At 69.8% G+C, this 17911-nt stretch carries 19 protein-coding genes; 8 read left to right on the top strand and 11 right to left on the bottom strand.

Annotated features, from left to right (window positions below):
- The 3 genes from ESP51_RS17650 to pdhA all read right to left on the bottom strand — a co-directional run.
- Positions 1 to 468 (bottom strand): biotin/lipoyl-containing protein (locus tag ESP51_RS17650; RefSeq protein WP_338420355.1); only part of this gene is annotated, 468 nt, incomplete at its 3' end.
- A 5-nt stretch (positions 469 to 473) separates the two neighbouring features.
- Positions 474 to 1484 (bottom strand): alpha-ketoacid dehydrogenase subunit beta, encoded by a 1011-nt coding sequence (locus tag ESP51_RS17655; RefSeq protein ID WP_129522209.1) that lies wholly within the window; start codon positions 1482 to 1484, stop codon positions 474 to 476.
- A complete protein-coding gene (gene pdhA / locus ESP51_RS17660; RefSeq protein ID WP_129522210.1) occupies positions 1481 to 2617 on the bottom strand; it encodes a pyruvate dehydrogenase (acetyl-transferring) E1 component subunit alpha in 1137 nt (378 codons plus the stop codon). Before pdhA ends, ESP51_RS17655 begins: the two co-directional genes overlap by 4 nt.
- A gap of 166 nt (positions 2618 to 2783) precedes the next feature.
- On the opposite strand from pdhA, the gene ESP51_RS17665 reads away from it, so the two are divergent.
- The 3 genes from ESP51_RS17665 to ESP51_RS17675 all read left to right on the top strand — a co-directional run bounded on the left by ESP51_RS17665 (position 2784) and on the right by ESP51_RS17675 (position 4204).
- Positions 2784 to 3242, top strand: coding sequence for an Lrp/AsnC family transcriptional regulator (locus ESP51_RS17665; RefSeq protein WP_129522211.1), 459 nt, complete (start codon positions 2784 to 2786; stop codon positions 3240 to 3242).
- A gap of 99 nt (positions 3243 to 3341) precedes the next feature.
- On the top strand, positions 3342 to 3989 hold the full coding sequence (locus tag ESP51_RS17670; protein WP_129522212.1) for an ArsR/SmtB family transcription factor: 648 nt from the start codon (positions 3342 to 3344) through the stop codon (positions 3987 to 3989).
- A complete protein-coding gene (locus ESP51_RS17675) occupies positions 3986 to 4204 on the top strand; it encodes a hypothetical protein (protein WP_129522213.1) in 219 nt (72 codons plus the stop codon). The genes ESP51_RS17670 and ESP51_RS17675 overlap by 4 nt, the downstream gene beginning before the upstream one ends.
- Before the next feature lie 83 nt (positions 4205 to 4287).
- Here the strand turns inward: ESP51_RS17675 and ESP51_RS17680 are convergent, their stop codons facing one another.
- Positions 4288 to 6570 carry a polyribonucleotide nucleotidyltransferase gene (locus tag ESP51_RS17680; protein ID WP_129522214.1) on the bottom strand — a complete coding sequence of 761 codons (2283 nt, stop codon included), beginning with the start codon at positions 6568 to 6570 and terminating at the stop codon, positions 4288 to 4290.
- Positions 6571 to 6956: 386 nt separating this feature from the next.
- Here ESP51_RS17680 and ESP51_RS17685 point away from each other — a divergent pair, with 386 nt between their 5' ends.
- Entirely contained in the window at positions 6957 to 7148 is a 192-nt protein-coding gene (locus ESP51_RS17685; RefSeq protein WP_129522215.1) for a DUF5302 domain-containing protein, read from the top strand.
- A gap of 54 nt (positions 7149 to 7202) precedes the next feature.
- Here ESP51_RS17685 and ESP51_RS17690 read toward each other — a convergent pair whose 3' ends face one another.
- Positions 7203 to 9263: a glycosyltransferase gene (locus tag ESP51_RS17690; protein WP_129522216.1), complete on the bottom strand. Its 2061-nt coding sequence runs from the start codon at positions 9261 to 9263 to the stop codon at positions 7203 to 7205.
- A 217-nt stretch (positions 9264 to 9480) separates the two neighbouring features.
- On the opposite strand from ESP51_RS17690, the gene ESP51_RS17695 reads away from it, so the two are divergent.
- Both ESP51_RS17695 and ESP51_RS17700 read left to right on the top strand, forming a co-directional pair.
- Complete coding sequence (locus ESP51_RS17695) at positions 9481 to 9687, top strand: dodecin family protein (RefSeq protein WP_129522217.1); 207 nt, start codon at positions 9481 to 9483, stop codon at positions 9685 to 9687.
- 68 nt (positions 9688 to 9755) lie between these two features.
- Entirely contained in the window at positions 9756 to 10394 is a 639-nt protein-coding gene (locus tag ESP51_RS17700; RefSeq protein WP_129522218.1) for a DedA family protein, read from the top strand.
- An 11-nt stretch (positions 10395 to 10405) separates the two neighbouring features.
- On the opposite strand, the gene ESP51_RS17705 is transcribed toward ESP51_RS17700, so the two are convergent.
- The 4 genes from ESP51_RS17705 to ESP51_RS17720 form a co-directional block, all read right to left on the bottom strand.
- Positions 10406 to 11035, bottom strand: coding sequence for an FMN reductase (locus ESP51_RS17705; protein ID WP_129522219.1), 630 nt, complete (start codon positions 11033 to 11035; stop codon positions 10406 to 10408).
- A gap of 2 nt (positions 11036 to 11037) precedes the next feature.
- Positions 11038 to 12261 carry an LLM class flavin-dependent oxidoreductase gene (locus tag ESP51_RS17710; protein ID WP_129522220.1) on the bottom strand — a complete coding sequence of 408 codons (1224 nt, stop codon included), beginning with the start codon at positions 12259 to 12261 and terminating at the stop codon, positions 11038 to 11040.
- A gap of 87 nt (positions 12262 to 12348) precedes the next feature.
- The gene (locus ESP51_RS17715; RefSeq protein WP_129522221.1) at positions 12349 to 13110 is read right to left on the bottom strand and encodes a fructosamine kinase family protein; all 762 of its coding nucleotides are present in this window, start codon (positions 13108 to 13110) and stop codon (positions 12349 to 12351) included.
- A 67-nt stretch (positions 13111 to 13177) separates the two neighbouring features.
- On the bottom strand, positions 13178 to 14827 hold the full coding sequence (locus tag ESP51_RS17720; protein WP_241843242.1) for a M28 family metallopeptidase: 1650 nt from the start codon (positions 14825 to 14827) through the stop codon (positions 13178 to 13180).
- 112 nt (positions 14828 to 14939) lie between these two features.
- On the opposite strand from ESP51_RS17720, the gene ESP51_RS17725 reads away from it, so the two are divergent.
- Positions 14940 to 15704 carry a glycosyltransferase family 2 protein gene (locus ESP51_RS17725; RefSeq protein WP_129522222.1) on the top strand — a complete coding sequence of 255 codons (765 nt, stop codon included), beginning with the start codon at positions 14940 to 14942 and terminating at the stop codon, positions 15702 to 15704.
- 12 nt (positions 15705 to 15716) lie between these two features.
- On the opposite strand, the gene ESP51_RS17730 is transcribed toward ESP51_RS17725, so the two are convergent.
- Entirely contained in the window at positions 15717 to 16685 is a 969-nt protein-coding gene (locus ESP51_RS17730; protein ID WP_422386862.1) for an alpha/beta fold hydrolase, read from the bottom strand.
- A 104-nt stretch (positions 16686 to 16789) separates the two neighbouring features.
- Here ESP51_RS17730 and ESP51_RS17735 point away from each other — a divergent pair, with 104 nt between their 5' ends.
- Positions 16790 to 17182: a thioredoxin family protein gene (locus ESP51_RS17735; RefSeq protein WP_129522223.1), complete on the top strand. Its 393-nt coding sequence runs from the start codon at positions 16790 to 16792 to the stop codon at positions 17180 to 17182.
- A 63-nt stretch (positions 17183 to 17245) separates the two neighbouring features.
- On the opposite strand, the gene ESP51_RS17740 is transcribed toward ESP51_RS17735, so the two are convergent.
- Positions 17246 to 17869 (bottom strand): hypothetical protein, encoded by a 624-nt coding sequence (locus ESP51_RS17740; RefSeq protein ID WP_129522224.1) that lies wholly within the window; start codon positions 17867 to 17869, stop codon positions 17246 to 17248.
- Positions 17870 to 17911: the final 42 nt, after the last annotated feature.

Consider the following 17911-nt stretch of genomic DNA (forward strand, 5'->3'; position numbering starts at 1 on the left):
GGAGGCGGCCGGCATCGGCGGCACGAGGTCGGCGGCGAGCGCCGCGCGACGGACGCGGCGTTTCGGACCACCCTCGTCGCGGGCGCCATAGCCGACGAGATTGGGGCCGGGCGCGGCATCCCGTTCGGGCGCGGGTTCGGTCGCAGCGGCCGCGGTCTCGGTGGCGGGCGCGCTTCCGACCGGCTCGGCCACGGCTGCCGCCTCGACCTGCGCTCCCACCGAGGCACCCTCACCGGTGTCGCACGAGAACAGCGGCTCGCCGACGTTCACCGTCTCACCCTCAGCGGCGTGCAGAGCGGTGATGACGCCGGTGTACGGCGACGGCAGCTCGACGACCGCCTTCGCCGTCTCGATGTCGGCGATGATCTGGTTGAGCTCGACATGGTCTCCGACCGCGACGCGCCATGCGACGATCTCCGATTCGGTGAGCCCCTCGCCGAGGTCGGGCAGTGGGAATTCGCGGATCATGTCGGTCACGCCTCCACCCCGCTCAGCGAGTTCGGTCGCCCGAGCGCGCGATCGACGCCGTCGAGGATGCGGTCGAGGTCTGGCAGGTGGTGTCGCTCGAGCTTCGCCGGCGGATACGGGATGTCGTGGCCGGTGACCCGAACCGGTGCCGCCTCGAGGAACTCGAAGCAGCGCTCCGTGATCGACGCGACGAGCTCGGCGCCGACCCCGCCCTGCTGGCCGGCCTCATGCGTGATCACGAGACGCCCCGTGCGCCTGACGGATGCCTCGATGGTGGCGTAGTCGACCGGGGAGATCGACCGCAGGTCGATGACCTCGATCGACACACCGTCCTCCGCGGCGGCCACCGCGGCGTCGCGCGCGGTCTGCACGAGGGCGCCGTAGGTCACGAGTGTGACCTCGGAGCCGGATGCCACGACCGAGGCGACCCCCATGGGCTTCGCGTCGGCGAGGCTCGCCGTCTCGTCGACCTCGCCCTTCACGTGGTAGCGGCGCTTCGGCTCGAGGAAGATCACGGGATCGTCGCTCGCGATCGCCTGCTGGATCATGACGTAGGCGTCGGCGGGGTTGGAGCACGCCACGACCCGGAGTCCGGCGGTGTGCGCGAAGTACGCCTCGGGCGACTCGGAGTGGTGCTCGGCCGCGCCGATGCCGCCGCCGAACGGCATGCGGATCGTGATCGGCATCCGCACGTTGCCGCGGGAGCGGTAGTGGAGCTTCGCCACCTGGGCCACGAGCTGGTCGAAGCCCGGATAGACGAAGCCGTCGAACTGGATCTCGACGACGGGCCGGAAGCCGCGGTACGCGAGCCCCACCGCGGTGCCGACGATCCCGGCCTCCGAGAGCGGCGTGTCGACGACGCGGTGCTCGCCGAACTCCGCCTTCAGCCCGTCGGTCACCCGGAAAACGCCGCCGAGCGTGCCGATGTCCTCGCCGAGGAGCACGACCTTGTCTTCGCCGGCGAGGGCGCGGCGAAGGCCCTCGTTGATGGCCTTGCCGAGGGTGAGCGTCGTCATCGGGCACCTCTCTCGGTGTCGTCTGCGTCCTCGAACATCGCGAGGTAGCGTGCGTAGTGGTCGCGCTGGCGGGCGAGGTGGCTGTTCGGCTCGGCGTACACGTGGTCGAACACGCTCATCGGCTCGGGATCGGGAATGGTGGTGACGGCTGCCCGCAACTCGGCCGCCGCCTGCGCCGCCTCCTCCGCGACGTCGCGCTCGAGCGCCTCGGTGTCGAAGCCCGTCGTCGCGAGCAGTGCGAGCACGCGCGTGAGCGGATCGCGGGCGCGCCAGTCGGCGAGCTCGTCGTCGGTGCGGTAGCGCTTGGGATCGTCGGCGGTGGTGTGAGGCCCCATGCGGTAGGTGACCGCCTCGATGAGCGTCGGGCCCTTGCCGTGACGGGCGCGATCGAGTGCGATCCGGGTTGCGGCGAGCACGGCGAGCACGTCGTTGCCGTCGACGCGGATGCCGGGCATGCCGAACCCGTCGGCGCGTCGCGCAAGGTGCTGCTTCGACTGGAGTCCGACAGGCTCGGAGATCGCCCAGTGGTTGTTCTGGCAGAAGAAGACCACCGGGGCATCGAAGCTCGCAGCGAAGACGAACGCCTCGTTGACGTCGCCCTCGCTCGTGGCGCCGTCGCCGAAGTACGCGACGGTCGCGGCATCCGACCCCTCCCAGGCGGCGCCCATGGCGTAGCCCGTGGCGTGCAGCGCCTGCGCGCCGATGATGATCTGCGGCACCGCGATGCCGTGCTCGAACGGGTTCCAGCCGGATGCCGCTGAGCCGCGCCAGACGGTGAGCAGTTCGGCGGGGCCGACGCCGCGACACCACGCGACGCCGTGCTCGCGATAGCTCGTGAAGGCGAAGTCGTCGTCGCGCATCGCGCGCGCAGAGCCGATCTGGGCGGCCTCCTGGCCGGCGAGGGGCGGCCAGAGACCGAGTTCGCCCTGGCGTTGGAGCGCGGTGGCCTCGGTGTCGAGGCGTCGCACGATGGCCATGTCGCGGTAGAGCCGACCGAGGGCCGCGGTGTCGACGTCGCTCACCCACGGGTCGAAGTCGGCGTCGGCCCGGCGCTCACCGGTGGAAGTGACGAGCTGCACGAATTCGTCGGGCCGCGTGAGGAGCCCGGTTGCGTCTCGGTCGGATGGGTTCATCGTCGATCCTCGCTGTCGGCGGGCTCGCTTCGTGGGCTGCCCGCACCCGGCGACTCTGCCGGTTATTCCGATGGTACGTCCGCCGATCACACAGCTCAAGCATCAGCTCACAGATTGAGCAGATTGCCAAGACGTACCCCCGATGTCAGTGCTATCGTGTGGCAACATGAGCGATTACGACGCGGTCGACCGGGCGCTCCTCGCGGCGCTCTCCGCCGACCCGCGGGCAACCGTCGTGGCACTGGCCGACCGGCTCGGCCTGTCGCGGAACACGGTGCAGGCGCGGATGTCGCGGCTCGAGTCATCCGGCGCATTCCTCTCGTTCGAGCGCAGCATCGACCCGGCGCCGCTCGGCTTCCCGCTCGAGGCGTTCATCTCGGTGCACGTGCGCCAGAAGCGGCTGAGAGAAGTCGTCGACGACATCGCCCGCATTCCCGAGGTGATCCAGGCGCACGGGCTCAGCGGGTCGATCGACCTGCTCGTTCGCGTGGTCTGCCGCGACGCGCACGACCTGTTCCGCATCGACGGCGAGATCCTCGCGATCGACGGCGTCGAGCGCACCGAGACCTCGCTCGCGATGGGCGAGCTCATCCCGTATCGCCTGGGCCCGCTGCTCGAGCGCTGACCGCGCGTCGCGGGATCGTGGGGCGGCATCCCCAAGTTGCAAATCTTTTTTTGCAACGATTCCCTTGCAACGCTTCCTTTGCAGCGGTATCTTTGCATCATGACGAACTCCGACGACCTCGAGGCACAGCCGAGCAGCACGCGCCATCCCGGCGTCGACCACGTGATCCCGAGCGCGAGCCTGAAATCCCTCGCCCACCCACTGCGGGTGCGCATCTACGACGAGCTGTCGGCCTACGGCCCGCTGACCGCGAGCGGTCTCGCCGAGCGCCTCGGCGAGTCGAGTGGGGCGACGAGCTACCACCTGCGGCAACTCGAACGCACCGGCCTCGTGCGTGAGGACACGACCCGTGGAAAGGGTCGCGAACGGTGGTGGGAGCGCACCCCGGGCTCCATCGCGATCCCCGACGCCCGCTCGCTGCCGCCCGGCAGCGCCGATCGCCTCGCAGTGAGGCTTGTCGAGGATGAGTCGTACCGATCGCGCGACCGGAACTTCCGGGAGTTCCTCTCAGAGGGCGACCAGGTGTTCGGCACCGACTGGCTCGACATCGCCACGAGCGACACGATCAACCTGCGCCTCACTCCTGACCAGCTGCACGGGCTCATCACCGACATCGACGTCGTGCTCGCGAAGTACCTCGACGCCTACAAGAAGACCCCGACCCCGGGTTCGCGCCCGGTGCAGATCCAGATCAACGCATTCCCGCTCGTACGCGGGGAACCGACCGAAGACACACCGAAGGGATGACGATGAACACCGCGCTCCTCTCCCCCCGCGCCGGAATACTCGCCGGCTGGGCCGTGCGCGGCGGTCTCAGCCTGGCGAGCTGGGGACTCCAGCGCGCCACGCGCCGCACTGACCGCGACCACCTCCTGCGGCGCATCGAGGCGCGGGCCACCGCCGAGGCGGCCCTGGCCGAGCGCGATGCGACATACCGTTCCTCGACCTACGGCCTGATGTAGGTGATGGCCGGCACGATGCCGCCTCGAAACGACGGATGCCCGCCCTGCCGAAGCAGGGCGGGCATCCGTTGTGAACGATTCGACTACGCGTCGACGCCCTCGGCGGGGTCGAGCGCGTGCTCGGCCTCGGCGCCGCGGCCGTCGGTGTCGGCGTCTTCGGCCACCACCGGGGCGAGCGAGAGCTTTCCGCGGTCGTCGATCTTCGTGATCTCGACGAGGATCTTCTGGCCGACGCCGAGCACGTCTTCGACGTTCTCGACGCGCTTGCCACCGGCGAGCTTGCGCACCTCAGAGATGTGCAGCAGGCCGTCTTTTCCGGGCAGCAGCGAGACGAACGCGCCGAAGGCGGCGATCTTCACGACGGTGCCGAGGAACTGCTCGCCGACCTCGGGGTTGGTCGGGTTGGCGATCGCGTTGACCTGGGCACGGGCGGCCTCGGCCGAGGGGCCGTCGGTCGCGCCGATGTAGACGGTGCCGTCCTCCTCGATCGAGATGTCGGCGCCGGTCTCGTCTTGGATCGCGTTGATCGTCTTGCCCTTCGGGCCGATCAACTCGCCGATCTTGTCGACGGGGATCTGCACCGAGATCACGCGAGGAGCCGTGGCGGCCATCTCGTCGGGGCCGTCGATCGCGGCGTTCAGCACGGCGAGGATCGTCGTGCGGGCGTCCTTCGCCTGCGTGAGCGCGCCGGCCAGCACGGATGCCGGGATGCCGTCGAGCTTCGTGTCGAGCTGGATCGCCGTGACGAACTCCGCAGTGCCCGCGACCTTGAAGTCCATGTCGCCGAGCGCGTCTTCGGCACCGAGGATGTCGGTGAGCGCCGCGTAGCGGGTCTCACCGTTCACGGTGTCGGAGATGAGGCCCATCGCGATGCCCGCGACCGGGGCGCGCAGCGGCACACCGGCGTTGAGGAGCGACAGGGTCGAAGCGCAGACCGAACCCATCGACGTGGAGCCGTTGGAGCCGAGCGCCTCCGAGACCTGGCGGATCGCGTAGGGGAACTCCTCGCGCGTGGGAAGCACGGGCATGAGCGCGCGCTCGGCGAGTGCGCCGTGCCCGATCTCACGACGCTTCGGCGAACCGACACGACCCGTCTCACCCGTCGAGTACGGCGGGAAGTTGTAGTTGTGCATGTAGCGCTTCTTCGTGACCGGGCTCAGCGAGTCGATCTGCTGCTCGAGCTTCAGCATGTTGAGCGTCGTCACGCCGAGGATCTGCGTCTCTCCACGCTGGAAGATCGCCGAACCGTGCACGCGCGGCACGACCTGCACCTCAGCGTCGAGCGGGCGGATGTCGGCGAGTCCGCGACCATCGATGCGCACGCCCTCTTCGAGGACCCGCGAGCGCACGACGTGCTTGGTGACCGACTTGTAGGCGGCGGAGACCTCGTCGTTTGCCGACTCGGGCAGCTCGCCGTTCGCGACCTTGGCGGCGACCTCGGCCTTGACGCGCGACTTCAGCGCGTCGTCGGCGTCTTGACGCTCGGTCTTGCCGGCGATCTGGTAGATGCCCTTGAGCTCCTCGAGCGCGATCGCCTCGACGACCTCCTTCGTGCCGGCCTGGTAGGGCGGGAACGTCGGGTAGTCGGCGGTCGGCTTGGCCGCGGTGGCCGCGACACTCTGCTGCGCCTCGACGAGCTGCTTGATGAACGGCTTCGACGCCTCGATGCCCTGGGCGATGACGCCCTCATCGGGCTTGACCGCACCGGCCTGGATGAGGTTCCAGGCGTTGTCGGTGGCCTCGGCCTCGATCATCATGATGGCGACATCCTGCGAGCCATCGGCCTCGGTGACCACGCGACCGGCGACGACCATGCTGAACACGGCGTCTTCGATCTGCGAGTACTTCGGGAACGCGACCCACTGGCCGTCGATCAGCGCGACGCGAACGCCGCCGACCGGGCCGGAGAAGGGCAGTCCCGAGAGCTGCGTCGAGAGGGACGCCGCGTTGATGGCGAGCACGTCGTAGAACTCGTCGGGCTCGATGGCGAGCACCGTGACGACGACCTGCACCTCGTTGCGGAGGCCCTCGACGAACGAGGGGCGCAGGGGTCGGTCGATCAGGCGGCAGGTGAGGATCGCCTCAGTCGAGGGGCGGCCCTCACGACGGAAGAACGAGCCCGGGATGCGACCCGCGGCGTACATGCGCTCTTCGACGTCGATCGTGAGCGGGAAGAAGTCGAAGTGCTCCTTCGGCTGCTTCGAGACCGAGGTGGCCGAGAGCAGCATGGTCTCTTCGTCGATGTATGCAGCGGCGGAACCCTGCGCCTGCTGGGCGAGACGGCCGGTCTCGAAGCGGATCGTGCGGGTGCCGAACTTGCCATTGTCGATGACGGCTTCGGCGAACGTGATTTCAGGACCTTCCAAGAGGTCTTCTCCTTTGTTTTACGTCGCTCCCCGTGTGGGCGCGACTCATACTCAGGAGCAGGGAACAGGCAGTACGAAAAACATCAGGTCGATGCGCTCACGCTGGCCACCAGTAGAAGTCCACCATCCGCGTCGGTTGGTGATCCACCACAGGGGACCAGCTTCCTGCCGGCCTGCTCCGTCGGTGCTCGATATTCAGTTGTGCGCCTGCATCCGAGCGGATGCGGCACCGCTTCGCGGCACCTCAGACGACGGCAACCCATCGGGTGACCGCTCCAACTCTAGCAGAGCGGGGTATTCCCGCCGGGTCGAGCCGGGACGCGGATGTCGCGGCCCCGACATCCGTGGAGCGGCTCGAGCAGGAATTCCATGGCAGACTCGAAGGCATGACTTCCGACGAGCAGACCAACACCGGCGCCTCCGAGGAGACGAAGCGCAAGTTCCGCGAGGCCCTCGATCGCAAGAAGAAGGCGGCCGAGAAGCGGTCCGGCGAATCGCACCTCGACGGTGGCTCAGCGGTGCAGAACACTCACGGCCCCGCCGAGAAGCAGCGCGAGTTCCGCCGCAAGAGCGGCTGAGCGGCCGGCTCAGCGCGACACGGCTCACCGCGATACCGCTCACCGCGACCCGGATCAACGCGACACAGGCCCGCGCCGCGAGCGCGTGCTCGGCCTCGCCTGAACCGCGACCGGCGTGAGCGTCTCGCGCTTTGGCGATCTCCCATCGCCCGCCGTGCGCCCGGCCAGCCGCCGGAGCGCCCATGGCACGGCATGGCGGCGCAACCATTCGAGATCGCCGAGCTCTTGCGCCGGTGACTCGTCGGCATCGTGCATCGCGAGTTCGAGGGCGCCGAGCTCGACCGCGTCGGGCACTCCGAGCACGCGTGCCGCGGCATAGGCGAGCCCCCGATGCCCCGCGGCGTTCAGGTGCACGCGGTCCTCAGACCAGCGCGGGCGCTCGACGAGCTCGGGAAGAGCGTCGACGTCGAGCAGCATCGCACCGTGCTCGTGTACGAGCTCACGAAGCCGCGTGTTGAACGCCGCGAATCGTGCCTCGAAGAGTCTGGCGGCCGGCCGCCGCGGCATGAACGCGGTGACGACGAGCACGTCGCACCCCGACGCCCGCAGCGCCTTGATGCCGGAGCCGAGTCGATCGGCGAGGCGACGGGCATCGGCACGGCGCCCGACGAGGTCGTTGCCACCGACGAGCACCGTCACGAGATCGGCGCCGAGCGCCGCCGCGATCGGCAACTGGCGATCGACGACATCGGCGACCTTGCGGCTTCGCACCGCGAGGTTGGCATAGTCCACGCGCTCGGCCGGGCTCGAGAGCGCGAGCAGCATCGCGAGCCGGTCGGCCCAGCCGCGGAACTCCCCCTCCTGCATCCGCGACGTGTCGCACAGTCCCTCGGTGAGCGAGTCGCCGACGGCCACATACCGGCGCCAGCGCGGCGCAGCGATCGGTACGGATGCCGCTCCGCCACGTTGCGCCAGTTCGCTCGCCGTGACCGGGGTCGCCGTGGCCTTCGGGCCGGACGGACGTTCGACCGGTACGACGGCCGAGCGGCCGTCCGTCCGGCCGGCCGAGTGCAGCAGCCTCGCCTCGCCGTAGTGGCCGATGAGCTCGTCGCCGAGCCGGTCCCAGCCCCGTCCGGCAACGGCACGCCGGGCTTCGACGCCGAACGCCCGGCGCTTCGCATCGTCACCGGTCAGATCCCGCACCCGCTCGCGGAGCTCTTCGAGGTCGCCCGGCCGGTAGAGCCATCCGTTCACGCTGCTCTGCACGAGGTCGAGGGGCCCACCGCGCCCGGTGGCGACGACCGGGACACCGCTCGCGAGCGCCTCCTGGATCGTCTGGCAGAACGTCTCGCTCTCCCCCGGGTGCACGAAGACGTCGATGCTCGCCATGGCCTCGGCGAGCGCATCCCCTCCGAGGAATCCCGTGAAGCGCGCGCCGGGCAGCATCCGCTCGAGTGCCGGCCTCGACGGACCGTCGCCGATGATGACGAGGCGAGTGCCGTCGAGGTCGGCTATCGCCCGCAGGTCTTCCACTTGCTTCTCGGCGGCCAGTCGGCCGACGTAGCCGACGATGACCTCTCCACCGGGTGCGACATCGCGTCGCCAGGCCTCGCTTCGGCGCGACGGTGCGAAGCGTTCGGTGTCGACGCCGCGGCGCCACAGTCGCAAGCGGTCGACGCCGAGACCGCCGAGGCGATCGAGCGCCGACGACGACGGCGCGAGCGTGAGCGTCGCCCTGCGGTGCAGGCGCCCGAGATGCCGGTTCAGCGCCGGGGCTGCGCCCGGCACGCCGTACCGTTCGGCGTACGAGGGGATGTCGGTCTGGTACACCGCGACCGTGGGGATGCCCACCGCCTCGGCCGCGGCGAGCCCGCGCCAGCCGAGCACGAACGGCGACGCGAGGTGCATGACGTCGGCGCCGAAGTCGCGGATGACCGACGCGAGCCGAGGCACGCTCGCGAGGGTGACGCGCACGTCGGGATAGCTCGGCAACGGCATCGACGGCAGGAGCACGGTGCTGGCACCGTAGAGGGGCTCGTCGATCGGGCCGGAGCGCGGCGCGATGACGAGGGCCTCGTGGCCGCGTCGCTCGAGATGGCGCAGCGCCTGCAGCAGCGAGTGCGTCACCCCGTTCATGTGCGGGAGGAACGATTCTGCGAGGAGGACGACCTTCACGCTTCCAGCGTGAGCGCACGACGGGATCGCCGCTCGCCGATTCGGGCGTGAGCGCCGAGGGTTCACCGAGCCGTCGGTTGCCGTTCGCCCGCCCGTCGACGACGCGTCAGCGGGCGACCGCCGGCGGATGCCGTGGGCAAAGTTCCCTCGCTTTCCGCGACGGTCGGGCGGATGATGGGGGACGTACGCATGCACGTTTCATTCGAGGAGGAATGCCATGTCATCCGTCGCACGTGTCACCACCATCACCGTCCGATCCGATACGAGCTTCGAAGACGCCGTCGCGGCGGGCGTCGCCCGTGCGTCGCAGACGCTGCGCCACGTCAGCGGAGCGTGGGTCAAGGAACAGAAGGTCGAGGCGAAGGAGGGCAAGATCACCGGGTGGTCGGTGACGCTCGAGGTCAGCTTCGTGCTCGACGACTGAGCCGCCGCGCGGCGCGCGGTATGCCGGCGCGTCGCCGGCTGTTCACCCGGGTCCGCTAGAACTGCCGGGTGGATGCTGCCTGGATCATCGGTCTCGCGGCCTCGCCGTGGCTGCTTCCGGCGCTGTTCGCGCTCGTCGTGGGCGACGCGTTCCTCGTCGTGCTGCCGAGTGAGACCGCCGTCGTCGCGCTGGGTGCGCTGGCCGCGACCACGGGCGATCCGGCGGTCGGCGCCACGATCGCGGTCGCCGCGGCCGGTGCGGTCGTCGGCGACGGGCTCTGCTACCTCATGGGCCGCCGCATCGGCGTCGACCGCTGGCGCTGGCAACGCCGGGGGCGAGTGGCCGGGGCGATCGAGCGTGCCACGCTCGGCGTGCATCGTCGAACCGCGGTGCTCGTGTTCACCGCCAGGTACGTGCCGTTCGCGAGGATCGCGGTGAACATCGCGGCCGGCGCGGGTCGCGTGCCGCTGCGACGATACCTGCCGCTCTCCCTCGCGGCCGGTGTCGCGTGGGCGGGCTACAACGTCACCATCGGGGCGGTCGTGGGAACCGCGCTCCCCGAGAACCCGCTTCTCGCCGTGGTCGTCTCCATCCCCATCGCGATCATTCTCGGCCTCCTCGTCGACCGGGTCGTCTCGGGACTCGACGCCCGAAGGCGGGCGAGCCCCGACGACGAGCCGGAGGCCACTTCTCGAGAGGGCCGGTAGCCGACCGGCCGTCACTCCCCCGCGAGGCCGCCGATGAGGTGGCCGAAAGGGCGCTCGAGCGCGAACGGATCGCGCACCGTCGACGAGCGGTCGCTCGCGGCGACGAGCGCCGCGAGTTCGCGGGCCGCGCGGTCGATGCGGTTGGGCAGCGTCTTCACGCTGTCGGCCGAGTCACCCCAGTCCCCCGTCGCGGCGAAGACGCCGGTCGGCGCCACGACCGCATGCAGGTACGTGAACATCGGACGCAGTGCGTAGTCGAGCGCGAGCGAGTGGCGCGGCGTGCCGGCGGTCGCCCCGATGACGACCGGGAGGTCGACGAGGGTATCGGAGCCGACGACGTCGAAGAACGACTTGAAGAGGCCCGAGTAGCTCGTCGTGAAGATCGGCGAGACGGCGATGAGCCCGTCGGCCCCCGTGACCGCGTCGATGACCGCCTCGAGCCTCGGACTCGGGAAGCCCGTCAACAGGTGGTTCGTGATGTCGGTGGCGACGTCGCGGAGCTCGAAGGTCTCGACGATCGCCTCGACGTCTTGGGCGGCGAGCTTCGAGACCGTGGCGTCTGCGAGCTTGTCGGCGAGCATGCGCGTGGATGAGGGCTGGCTGAGCCCGGCCGAGACGACGGCGATCGTTCGCGTGGTCATGGTCATGCCCCCTTCACGGCTGCGGCGCCGAACGCGGCACCCTTGGGCGCTGCGGCGGCGACCGATGCGGCGGCGTTGCGCGCCGCACTCTGCTGGTCGCTCGCCCTGCGGGCACTCTGCTGGTCGCTCGCCCTGCGGGCACTCTGCTGGTCGCTCGCCCTGCGGGCGACGAGCGAGGCGTGGGTCGGGGCATCCGGAACCGTGGCGGGCCGATCCTTCGCGAATTCGCGGCGCAGCACCGGCACGACCTCCTCGCCGAGCAGGTCGAGCTGCTCGAGCACGGTCTTCAGCGGGAGGCCGGCGTGATCCATGAGGAAGAGCTGGCGCTGGTAATCGCCCACGTAGTCGCGGAAGCCGAGCGTCTTGTCGATGACCTCCTGCGGGCTGCCGACCGTGAGCGGGGTCTGCGAGGTGAACTCCTCGAGGCTCGGCCCGTGCCCGTACACCGGCGCGTTGTCGAAGTACGGGCGGAACTCCCGCACCGCGTCTTGCGAGTTCCTCCGCATGAACACCTGTCCGCCGAGTCCGACGATCGCCTGCTCGGCGGTGCCGTGCTCGTAGTGCTCGAAGCGCTGGCGGTAGAGGGCGATCATGCGCTGCGTGTGCGAGGCCGGCCAGAAGATGTGGTTCGCGAAGAACCCGTCGCCGTAGTAGGCGGCCTGCTCGGCGATCTCGGGGCTGCGGATCGAGCCGTGCCAGACGAACGGCGGCACGTCGTCGAGCGGGCGCGGCGTCGACTGGAAGCCCTGGAGCGGCGTGCGGAACTGGCCTTCCCAGTCGACGAAGTCCTCACGCCACAAGCGGTGCAGGAGGCCGTAGTTCTCGAGCGCGAGGTTGATGCCCTGGCGAATGTCCTTGCCGAACCACGGGTAGACCGGGCCGGTGTTGCCACGGCCGAGCATGAGGTCGACGCGACCGTCGGCGACGTGCTGCAGCATCGCGAAGTCCTCGGCGATCTTCACCGGGTCGTTGGTCGTGATCAGGGTCGTCGCGGTCGACAGCTGCAGGGTCGAGGTCTGCGCGGCGATGTAGGCGAGCGTCGTCGTCGGCGACGAGGACCAGAACGGCGGATTGTGGTGCTCGCCGAGGGCGAAGACATCGAGCCCGACCTCCTCCGCGTGCTTCGCGATGGCCAGGGTCGCCTTGATGCGCTCATTCTCGGTCGGAGTTCGACCCGTCGTGGGGTCTTGGGTGATGTCGCTGACGGTGAAGATTCCGAACTGCATCTCGCCCTCCTGGGCTCTGGTTCTTGTTTCATGCATTTGCATGTAATTATCCGAACGGATGTCTCGCCCGAGCTATTCCCGCATCCGTCACGCCAGTCCCAGCACCGCCTCGGCGGCCTCCGCGAGTGCGACGCCGTACCCGCGACCGTGTCCGGCCGCGTGCACCGCGAGCGGATGCAGCTGATGGAGCGGAACGCGCTCACGCCATCCCGGCCGGAGCGGCGAGGCACGGTCGTACGCCGCGAGCACGTCGCCGAGGAACGGGCAGCCGAACAGCGCGAGCATCGCGAGGTCGGTCTCCCGGTGGCCGCCATGCGCCGCGGGGTCGATGAGCACGACGCCGTCGGCCGACCACAGCACGTTGCCGTTCCAGAGGTCGCCGTGGACCCGGGCAGGCGGGTCGTCGTCGTCGAACGCGCCGGCCGCGATCGCCTCGGCCGCCCGCCGGACGAGCCGACCCTCCGCGGCGGTCGTGTTCCCGGCCTCCTCGGCGATCTCGAGATAGGGCAGCACGCGGTCGCGCGCGTAGAAGGCGCCCCACGTGGGTTCCTCTGCCGCGGGCAACCGGCGACGGCCGATGAAGAGCGGCCCGGTCCATCCGTCGGGCGGTGCGCCGAACGCGGCCGCCCCAGCTGCATGCGTCCGGGCGAGGGCCGCACCGAACGCCCCCGCGGCCGTATGGTTCGGAGCTGACTGTTCGACCCGCTCGAGTTCGATCCGGCCGGGTGAGACCGCCACGACAGAGACCGTGCGCGCACCGCCGGCCGCGGCGAGCCAGCCCAAGCCGGCCGCCTCGGCTTCGAAGAAGCCCTCGGGGGCGTCGTCGCGTCGCTTGACGATCGTCTGCATACGCCCAGAATACGGAGGGCGGGGGCGCCGTCTCCGGCACCCCCGCCCCGCTTCCGATCAGGCCGACTCAGTCGAGGTCGGTCGGCTCGTGGTCGTGGTCGTGTTCGAGACCGCCGCCGCCAGCACTCCACGTCATCTCGGGTCCGGCGGGCGCCGGGAGCACGAGACCGTCGGGCACGGGCACGCCCGGCACGCCGTTGACGGATTCCGTCGAGTACGCGTACGCGAGCACGGCGAGCGCGATCGCGTCGACGTTCACATCGAGCGCTTCGAGGTTGACGTTGTCGATCGTGTCGCACGCCTGGTGGTAGCACTGGTCGAACGACTCACCGGCGATGCCGCCCCAGATCGCCTGCTGCTCGGGGCTCTTCACGACCTCGGCGCCGGTGAACAGGCCGCCGGCGGGGATGCCGGCGTTGATGAACGCCTGGTAGTCGCTGCGGCCGCTGAACTCGGCGTCGTCGTACGGCAGGCCCACGCTCGTGAAGTAGCTCTCGAACAGGTCCTCGATCTGCACCGATCCCTCGGGCACGACCACCGGGGCCTCGAAGCCCGACTCGTCGCCGTCGTACACCATGTAGATGAAGTTCGGCGATGCCACCATGTCGAAGTTCAGGTAGAGCGCGATGCGGTCGCGTTCCTCCTGGCTCAGCTCGGCGACGTACTCACGCGATCCGATGAGGCCGCTCTCCTCGGCACCCCACCATGCGAGGCGCACGGTGTTCTGCGGCTTGACCTTCGCCAGCTGCTCGGCGATCTCGAGAAGGGACCCCGAACCAGTGCCGTTGTCTTGGATGCCCGGACCGGCCTGCACCGAGTCGAGGTGCGCGCCGGCCATCACGACGTTCTCGTCGTTCACGCCGGGAAGCTCCGCGATGACGTTCTTCTGTGGACGCGACTCGGGCTGCGGCACCATGACGCGTGCCGTGGACCCGGCCGTGGAGAGTGCTACACCCTGCGCGAAGCTCGCGCCGACCACGGGGATCGCGACGATGTCGTTGCCGCCGAGCGTTCCGGTGACCAGACCCTCGCGGTCGGGAGTGTTGCCTTGGTTGAAGATGACCACTGCCTCGGCGCCGGCTGCCTCTGCATTGAGCGCCTTGACCGAGAAGTTGCAGAAGCCACGCTGGATGAGGGCGATGTCTGCCGTGCCCGAGAAGTCGAGCCCGGTGAAGTCGGCTGCCTCGCAGCCGCTCGTAGTCGACCGGTCGCCCTCGAGGTTGATGTCGACGGGAATCACCGTGCCGACGAGCTCACCATAGCCGGTGCCCGTGAACGGCCCGGTCGGGTAGGTCGCGTTGACCGGGGTGAGCTGTTCGAGCTCGGACGGCCCCACGAAGGTGAACGGGAACTCGTCGATCGACACGTTCCACCCGGCAGCTTCGAGCGTCTCGACGACGTAGTCGACGCTCGCCTCGTAGCCGGGCAGCCCAGCCGCACGAGTGCCGTCGTTCGCGTCGGCGATCGCCTGCAGAGCGTCGAGGTGTTCGACCACGCCGTCGGCGTCGACACACTGGAGCAGCTTCGCCACGGTGTTGTTCATGCGGTTGTCGCACTTCGCGGCCGGTGCGGCGAAGGCCGCCCCGGCGGGAATGAGGGCGATCGTGAATGCCGCAGCCGTCGCGATCGCGACGGCTCTGGCACGCTTGGAAAGTGGTTTAGATGGGTACATCGTCTTCCTTCCACTCTGGGCGTCGTCCATGTTGACGCCCGACATTGCCAGAGCCTAAGGGCAAGGTCGGCGCGAGCGACAGACCTCCCACCGTCTCGGCGCGTCACGACGCAGGATTCGTGCGTAGCGCCGTCGACTCGTGGCTAGACTCGCCGTGATGGGCACCATTTCGGTCATCGTTCCGAGTTACAACGACGCGGGCTTCCTCGCCTCGTGCCTCGAAGCGCTCGCCCGGCAGACCCGCCCCGCCGACGAGGTCATCGTGGTCGACAACGGATCGACGGATGCCACGGCCGCCGTCGCCGGTGCCGCGGGCGCCCGGCTCGTCCACGAGCCGTTGCGGGGCATCTGGCCCGCGACGGCTGCGGGCTTCGACGCGGCATCCGGCGACCTCCTCGCCCGGCTCGACGCGGACTCGCTGCCCGCGCCCGACTGGATCGCCGTGATCGAGCGGCGGATGGCGGAAGACGACCGGCCGACGGCCGTCACGGACTCGGGCCGGTTCTATGGCGGCAGTGCCGTCGTGCGCTGGATCGCCCGCAACATCTACCTCGGCGGCTACTTCACCGTCATCGGCGTGCTGCTCGGGCATCCGCCGCTGTTCGGGTCGAACTACGCGATCCGCGCGGATGCGTGGGCGGAGCTGCGCGACATCGTGCACCGCGATCGCGCCGACCTGCACGACGACCTCGACCTGGCGTGGTGGCTCCAGCCGGGCATGACGGTCGTGCGGGATCGCCGGCTCGTCGTGGGCGTCTCAGCCCGGCCGTTCGATACCGTCGCGCAGCTCGCCCGGCGCCTGCGCATGGCATTCCACACGATCCTGGTGGAGTGGCGCGAGTGGCCGCCGCTCGAGCGACGGGCCGACCGTCGGGCCGGTCGGACCCATCGGGTCAAGAGGAGAACACCCAGCACCCGCTGAGCGCGTGAGGCGTTACGGCGTGCTGCCGCTCGCCTCGAAGAGCGAGAGCATGTCGCGCGCCAATTGGTGCGGCGCCGTCTCGCACGGGCTGTGACCGGTGGCATACACCGCGAGGGTCGCGTTGAGCTCGCGCGCTGAGCGCTCGTGCAGCTCGCGCGGCCACAAGTCGTGCTCACCGACGGCGACGAGCTTCGGCACGGTTGCGAGGGCGATCCGGGCCCTGAGGTCGGGAGTGTCCATCATGAGGGCGATGATGTCGTCGACGCTGTCGCGCCGCGTGAGTGCGAAGCGCTCGCGTACGAAGGAGAGCCGGCTGGCCGGCACCCGGTTGAGGTTGTTGCGGATGCCCCACAGCATGAGGGCCGCGCCCTGTCGCGGCGACGTGAAGGCGCTGATCGGTCCGATGCGCTTGACCCCGCGGAAGGCCTGGCCGGGTTCGGGTGGTGCGCTCAGCAGCGTGAGACTCGCGAAGCGGTCGGGCCGTTCGAGCAGCGCGAGCTCGGCGAGCGTGCCCGCGAAGCTGTAGCCGAGCACATGGGCGCGCCCGGTGCCGTCGTCGAGCACGGCGAGCAGGTCGTCGAGGAAGAGCCGCTCGTCGTACCGCGTGCGGGGTGGATCGAGATTCCACGGGCCGGCGTGCGCCGACTCGTACTGGCCTGCGAGGTCGAACGACTCCACCCGGAAACCGGCCGCGGCGAAGAGCGGGAACATGAGCACGAAGTCCTCTTTCGACCCGGTGGCGCCCGGCACGAGCACGACTCGTGGCGCGTCGGATGGACCGAGGGCGACGCGGGCGAGCTGGCCGCTCGGGGCTTCGAAGCGACTGAACTCGGTGCCGGGCGGGAACGCACGCCAGTCGACATCGTGGATGGCCGCGTCGAGGAGGAACGCCTCGTCGGCGGCGACGGCGGCCGCGGCGTCGTTCGCCTCGGTGGCGGCACGGCGGCGGAACGACCCGAGCACCCCTCCGAATGCGACCACGCGTTCACGATATCGGACCCCGTACACGTGACACCTGAAGCGCGCGCACGCCGTTCACAGCGAATACCGGGCGGACGGACAGATCTGGACCCTAGGCTGGAGCGATGGCTACCGTCGCACTCACTCTGGACACCTTCGAGAAGACCATCCTCCAAGAGGGCACGGTATTCGTCGACTTCTGGGCCGGGTGGTGCGGCCCGTGCATGCAGTTCGCGCCGAACTACGAGGCCGCATCCGAGGCGAATCCCGACCTCGTCTTCGCGAAGGTCGACACCGAAGACCAGCAGCAGCTCGCAGCCGCGATGAACATCACGTCGATTCCCACGATCATGGCCTTCAAAGACGGCATCGGCGTGTTCGCCCAGGCCGGTGCACTCCCCCGACCGATGCTCGACGAGCTCGTCTCGCAAGTGCGCGCACTCGACATGGACGAGGTGCGCTCCGATCTCGCACGCCAAGAGGCCGAGGCGGCCGGCGCGGAGCGCGCAGAGGCCTGAGCGTCGGCGCCATGCGCTCGCGAGGCCCGACGGCGATCGGATGCCGCCGGCTCGCGGCATCCGTCACCCAGTCGCCGTGCCGTCCTCGAGGTGCGGCAGGCCGCTGAGGTCGAGCTCGACGCCGTAGGGCCGTGACGCCCCCGTCACGAGGGCGGGCACGCGCACGTACTCGCCCCGGGCACGGAACCCGTCGAGCAGCTCGACCCAGCGCTCCTCGGCGCTGCTGCCGAGGAACCCCGCGTGCCGCGGGCGGTTGCCGCCCACGAGCTGCACGCCGATGCGATACCGGCGAGAGAGCCAGCGGCTCGCGCGCGGCACGAGCACGGCCTGCTGCTCGGTACCGCCGTGGAGGCGGGCGAGCTCGATCGACGGCTGGTGCCGCTCGACGTCGGCGACGGGCACGACGGTGCGCACCTTCCGGTCGACGTGCGGCGCATCGACGAGCGTGAGCCCCTCGAGGCTCGTGAGGTCGCCCCATTGGTCGGGGTTCGCGGGGCGGCTGCTGCGCACGAGTGACCTGATGAGCAGGACCGCAGCGGCTGCTGTCAGCGCGACCAGGGGCCAGAAGGCCCACGGCGTGGCATCCGGCCGCACGACCGTCGTCGCGAGGAGCAACACCAGCAGCACGAGGAACGGGAACGGCTCCCACGCGAGCAACGGCTTCGAACGCGGAGCACGAATCGTCATGCCTCAACGCTATGGCAGACGGTGCGGCTGTGACGCACGCCG

This window comes from Agromyces albus (assembly GCF_004134825.1).
Classification (GTDB): domain Bacteria; phylum Actinomycetota; class Actinomycetes; order Actinomycetales; family Microbacteriaceae; genus Agromyces; species Agromyces albus.

Coding starts and splice junctions, on each gene's coding strand:
- ESP51_RS17715 (WP_129522221.1), bottom strand. CDS start 13,110: ATGCAGACGATCGTCAAGCGACGCGACGACGCCCCCGAGGGCTTCTTC.
- ESP51_RS17685 (WP_129522215.1), top strand. CDS start 6,957: ATGACTTCCGACGAGCAGACCAACACCGGCGCCTCCGAGGAGACGAAG.
- ESP51_RS17740 (WP_129522224.1), bottom strand. CDS start 17,869: ATGACGATTCGTGCTCCGCGTTCGAAGCCGTTGCTCGCGTGGGAGCCG.
- ESP51_RS17655 (WP_129522209.1), bottom strand. CDS start 1,484: ATGACGACGCTCACCCTCGGCAAGGCCATCAACGAGGGCCTTCGCCGC.
- ESP51_RS17720 (WP_241843242.1), bottom strand. CDS start 14,827: ATGTCGGGCGTCAACATGGACGACGCCCAGAGTGGAAGGAAGACGATG.
- ESP51_RS17695 (WP_129522217.1), top strand. CDS start 9,481: ATGTCATCCGTCGCACGTGTCACCACCATCACCGTCCGATCCGATACG.
- ESP51_RS17710 (WP_129522220.1), bottom strand. CDS start 12,261: ATGCAGTTCGGAATCTTCACCGTCAGCGACATCACCCAAGACCCCACG.
- pdhA (WP_129522210.1), bottom strand. CDS start 2,617: ATGAACCCATCCGACCGAGACGCAACCGGGCTCCTCACGCGGCCCGAC.
- ESP51_RS17725 (WP_129522222.1), top strand. CDS start 14,940: ATGGGCACCATTTCGGTCATCGTTCCGAGTTACAACGACGCGGGCTTC.
- ESP51_RS17735 (WP_129522223.1), top strand. CDS start 16,790: ATGGCTACCGTCGCACTCACTCTGGACACCTTCGAGAAGACCATCCTC.
- ESP51_RS17705 (WP_129522219.1), bottom strand. CDS start 11,035: ATGACCACGCGAACGATCGCCGTCGTCTCGGCCGGGCTCAGCCAGCCC.
- ESP51_RS17670 (WP_129522212.1), top strand. CDS start 3,342: ATGACGAACTCCGACGACCTCGAGGCACAGCCGAGCAGCACGCGCCAT.
- ESP51_RS17675 (WP_129522213.1), top strand. CDS start 3,986: ATGACGATGAACACCGCGCTCCTCTCCCCCCGCGCCGGAATACTCGCC.
- ESP51_RS17665 (WP_129522211.1), top strand. CDS start 2,784: ATGAGCGATTACGACGCGGTCGACCGGGCGCTCCTCGCGGCGCTCTCC.